Annotated in this window: 3 protein-coding genes; 1 reads left to right on the forward strand and 2 read right to left on the reverse strand. The window is 66.6% G+C overall.

Annotation, left to right across the window (positions count from 1 at the left end):
- Positions 1-38: 38 nt before the first annotated feature.
- Entirely contained in the window at positions 39-2099 is a 2061-nt protein-coding gene (locus AX681_RS19505) for a S9 family peptidase (protein ID WP_066660940.1), read from the reverse strand.
- Positions 2100-2189: 90 nt separating this feature from the next.
- Between AX681_RS19505 and AX681_RS19510 the strand changes: the two genes are divergently transcribed.
- On the forward strand, positions 2190-4454 hold the full coding sequence (locus AX681_RS19510) for a penicillin acylase family protein (protein ID WP_066682654.1): 2265 nt from the start codon (positions 2190-2192) through the stop codon (positions 4452-4454).
- A gap of 6 nt (positions 4455-4460) precedes the next feature.
- Here the strand turns inward: AX681_RS19510 and AX681_RS19515 are convergent.
- Positions 4461-4995: L,D-transpeptidase family protein (locus tag AX681_RS19515; RefSeq protein WP_231735029.1), on the reverse strand; the 535-nt coding region annotated here is incomplete at its 5' end.

Raw genomic sequence — 4995 nt, forward strand, 5'->3', positions numbered from 1 at the left:
GTGGCGGGGAGTCCCGCCATAATGGAGCGATGCGGGCGTCAAGCGTTGGCCAGCCCCAGCTGCCACAGGATGAAGGCGTTTTCGTCGGCCGCCTCCCGCAGGCTCTCCCAGCGGCCCGACTTGCCGCCATGGCCCGCGCCCATGTTTGTCTTGAGCACCAGCACATTGGCGTCGGTCTTGGTCGCGCGCAGCTTGGCCGCCCATTTGGCGGGTTCCCAATAGGTGACGCGGGGGTCGTTGAGGCCGCCGGAGATGAACAAGGGCGGGTAGGCCTGCGCCGTGACATTGTCATAGGGGCTGTAGCTGCGGATCAGGTCGAACGCGGCCTTGTCGGTGATCGGGTTGCCCCATTCGGGCCATTCGCCCGGGGTCAGCGGCAGGCTGTCGTCGAGCATGGTGTTGAGCACATCGACGAAGGGCACGTCGGCGACGACCACCGCCCAGAGGTCGGGGTCGGAGTTGACCACCGCGCCCATCAGCTCGCCGCCCGCGCTGCGCCCCGCGATGGCGATGCCGCCCTTGTGCGTGTAGCCGCGGTCGATCAGCCCCTTCGCCACGTCGACGAAGTCGTTGAACGTGTTGGTGCGCTTCTCGAGCTTGCCGTCGAGATACCATTGCTGGCCAAGATCGTCGCCACCCCGGATATGCGCGATGGCGAAGGCGACGCCGCGGTCGAGGAACGACATGCGCGCGGTCGAGAAGCCGGGCGGGATGGCATAGCCATAGGCGCCATAGGCGTAGAGATAGACTTTCCCGGTGCCGTCGCGCGGGAAGCCCTTGGGATAGACGATCGAGCACGGAATGTCCGTGCCGTCGCGCGCGGCGATGTGGAGGCGCTCGGTCGCGTATTTGCTGCCGTCATAGCCCGAGGGGATGATCTGGACCTTGAGCGTTTCCAGCGTGCCGGTGGCGACGTCATAATCATAGACGGTGCCGGGCGTGACCATCGATTCATAGCCGATGCGCAGCTTCGCCATCGCATATTCGGGGTTGTCGCCGAGGCTGGCGACATAGCTGGCTTCCGGGAAGGCGATGCGCGTGCCGGGGCCGCCTTCGTACTGGTGGATCTCGATCTGATCGAGCCCGGCCTCGCGCCCCTCGACCACGAAATAGTCGGCAAAGGTGGTGACGCCGGTCATGTAGAAGGTTTCGGACGGCGCGATCCGCTCGTGCCATTCGCCCGGCGCATCGAGGCTGGCGGTGACGAGGCGCCAATTGGTGTGGGTGTCGTTGGTGTGGATGAAGAGCGTTCCGTCATGCTCCTCGACATCGTACTCGCGACCGGTCTGGCGCGGGGCGACGAGGATCGGTTCGGCGAGCGGATTGTCGGCGGGGAGCAGGCGTATTTCGCTGGTGACGTGATCGCCGGTCGAGATGACGAGGAAGCGGCGCGACTGGGTCTCGCCCACGCCGACGCGATAGCCCTCGTCATCCTCGTGATAGAGTTCGATGTCGGCCTCGACCGGGTCGCCGAGCTTGTGCCAGCGGGCATTGTCGGTGCGCCACTGGTCGTTGGCGACGCCGTAGAGAAAGCCCTTTGAATCCGAGGTCCAGACGAGGTCGGAGAGGACGCCGGGAATGGTGTCGGGGAGCAGGTCGCCGGTGGTGAGATCCTTGACCCGCACTTCGAACCGTTCGGAGCCATTGTCGTCGAAGGCGTAGGCGAGATAACGGTCGTCGGGGCTGACCGAGAAGCCGCCGAGGACGAAATATTCCTTCCCTTCGGCGAGCTTGGGTTCGTCGAGGATCAGTTCGGCGTCCCCGCCCGCGACGGGCTTGCGCCACCAGCGGCGATATTCGCCGCCCGTCTCGTGATCGGTCCAGTAGAGATAGGCGCCGTCCTTTTGCGGGACCGTGGCGTCGTCTTCCTTGATCCGCCCGCGCATCTCCTGAAACAGCGTTTCGGCGAGCGGCTTCAATGGCTCCATCACGGATTCGAAATAGGCGTTCTCGGCCTCGAGATAGGCGAGCACGTCCTTGTCCTTGACCTCGGGATAGCCCGGGTCGCGCAGCCAGTTCCACGGGTCGTCGATCGTCACGCCATGGCGCTGATAGCTGTAGGGACGGGTCGCGGCGACAGGGGGCTGGGTCTGGCTCATCGCGCCCGTCTAGCGCAGCGGCGGGTTGGCGCAAACGGTTGCCGTGCACGGCAGCGGCGCTAGGCTGGTCCGAAAACATGGGAGGATCGGATGGGCAAGGCGATGCTGGTGGCGGCTGCGGGCGTTGCGCTGCTGTGGGGCGGGGCGGCGCAGGCCAAATACCGCTATGCCGCGACGATCACGCGGACGACGCATGGCGTGCCGCACATCGTCGCGCAGGACTGGCGCGGGGCGGGTTATGGCGTGGGCTATGCCTATGCGCAGGACAATCTGTGCATGATCGCCGAGGAATTTGCGACGGTCGCGGGTGAGCGGTCGCTGCATTTCGGGCCGAAGGGCAGCGCGACCCTGGGCTTTCAGAGCGTCGACAATCTGTCGTCCGACCTGTTCTTCCGATCGGCAATCGACCTGCCCAAGCTGCGGCGCGGGGCGGCGGCGCAGGGGGCGGCGGCGCTGGCGCTGACGGCGGGATGGGTCGCCGGGTATAATCGCTATCTCAAGGACCTGGGGCCGGACAAGGTGCCTGCCGAGTGTCGCGGCAAGGCGTGGGTGCGACCGATCACCGCCGACGACATGCTGCGGCTCAACGAGAAGCAGATGCTGCTCGCCAGTTCGCTCAACTTCGCGCCCGCCATTGCCAATGCGGCGCCGCCGGGAAGCGAGGCTCCGGCGAAGGTGAGCATGGCGCTGCCCGATCCGGCGCAGTTCGAGGTGGCGAGCAATGGCTGGGCATTCGGGGGCGATGTCACCGCCAATGGCAAGGGGATGGTGATCGGTAACCCGCACTTCCCATGGCACGGCCCGAGCCGCTTCTGGCAGATGCACGTCACGATACCGGGCAAGATGGACACGGCGGGGGTCGGGATTGCCGGGTCGCCCTTCCCCACGCTTGGCTTCAACAAGGATATTGCCTGGACGCATACGGTGACGGCGGCGCGGCACTTCACGCTGTATCAGCTGACGCTCGATCCCAATGATCCGACCGCCTATCTGGTCGACGGCAAGTCGGAGAAGATGGTCGCCAAGAGCATCTCCGTGCCGATGCCCGACGGCGCGGCTCCGGTGACGCGGACGCTGTACTCGACTCGGTTCGGAGCGGTGATCGTGATCCCGCAGGCGATGGCGACGTGGAGCAAGACCACCGCCTTTGCGATGCGCGATGCCAATGCGGGCAACCAGCGCGGGATCGGCACCTGGGTGCGGATCGCCACGGCGAAGACCGTCGGGGAGGTGCGCGCGGCGGTGAGCGAGACGCTGGGCATTCCATGGGTCAACACCATCGTCGCCGACCGGCATGGCGATGCGCTGCACGCCGATGTGACCGCGGTGCCGAACGTGTCGGCGGAGAAGGAAAAGGCGTGCGCGACGCCGCTGTCGGCGGTGGTGGCGCGGACCGCGATCCTGCTCGACGGGTCGAAATCGGCCTGTGCGTGGGATGCTGTTTCGGGGACGCCGGTTCCGGGGCTGATGCCTGCCAGCGATCAGGCGGTGCAGCAGCGGCGCGATTACGTGGCCAACATGAATGACAGCTATTGGCTGAGCAATGCCGACCATCCGCACCCCGTGCTCTCGCCGATCCTGGGCGAGGCGGAGAAGCCGGTGAGCTTGCGCACCCGGTCGGGGTTCATCGAGACACGCGCGCTGATCGCGGGCGGGAAGGTCGATCACGAACGCGCCAAGGCGATGACCTTTGCCAACAAGAGCCAAGCGGGGGAGCTGGCATTGAAACCGCTGCTGGCGCTGTGCGCGGGCAAGGCGGACGTGGCCGATGCCTGTGCGGCGCTGGGCAAATGGGACGGGCGGTTCGATCTCGACAGTCGGGGGGCGTGGCTATTCGACCGGTTCTGGATGAAGGCGGCGCGGGTGCCGGGCATCTGGGCGGTGCCGTTCGATGCCAAGGACCCGGTCCACACCCCGCGCGATCTGGTCACTGGTGGCGAAACGGGCGACAAGCTGATCGCGGCGCTCAAGGCGGCGGCGGCGGAGGTGACCAAGGCGGGGATCGCGCTCGATGCACGCTGGGGCGATGTCGCCTTTGCCCGGCGGATCACCGACCGCATCCCGATCCATGGCGGCGATGGTGCGCTGGGCGTGCTCAACGTGCAGATGATGGTGCCGGTGCCGGGCGGGCTCACGCCGCGCCACGGGTCGAGCTATGTGCAGGTGGTGGGATTCGACGACGCAGGTCCGGTCGCGGACACGATCCTGTCCTACTCGCAGTCGCCCGACCCGCAATCGCCCTGGTTTGGCGATCAGACGCGGATGTACTCCACCAAGCAATGGGTGCGCTTTCCGTTCACCCCGGCGCAGATTGCGGCGGCGAAGGTCGGGGAGGCGGTGCGAATCGCGGAGTGAACACGGTCACTCCGGGGTGACGACGCCGCCCATGCCGAGGCGCTTGCCGCGGGTGATGATCACCTTGTCGCCGAGCCTGGCCTGCGCGAACACCAGCTTGGCGAAGGCGGTGGGGACGCCGATGCAGCCATGCGTGGCGCGCCCCTCCTCCACCTCAGACCCGTGGATCGCGACGCCGTCCCAGGTGAGGCGCATCATATACGGCATCGGGGCGCCGTACAGGTTCGAGATGTGGTGGACCTTCTTCTGCTTGATCTCATGCACCCCAAGCGGCGTCGGCTTTTCGTCCATGCCGTAGAGGATCGCAGTGGCGCCTATCTCGTACCCGTCGCGGAACACCGACATGGTCTGCGCTTCCAGATCGACGGTGATGACGAGCGGGCCATCGGCGGGGACGCCGTCGGTGTTCCAGTAATAGGTGCCGAAGCTGATCGGGCCGGGAATGTCGAGGATGCGCTTGACCGTCATCGCCTCCAGCGCGGGCGCGGCGGGCGGTAGGGCGGGAGCTGCTGGAGCGGGTGCGGGCGCGACAACCGGCTTG

Origin of the sequence: Sphingomonas sp. CCH9-E2, from assembly GCF_001557215.1 — a bacterium.
In the GTDB taxonomy this organism is placed as follows: domain Bacteria; phylum Pseudomonadota; class Alphaproteobacteria; order Sphingomonadales; family Sphingomonadaceae; genus Sphingomonas.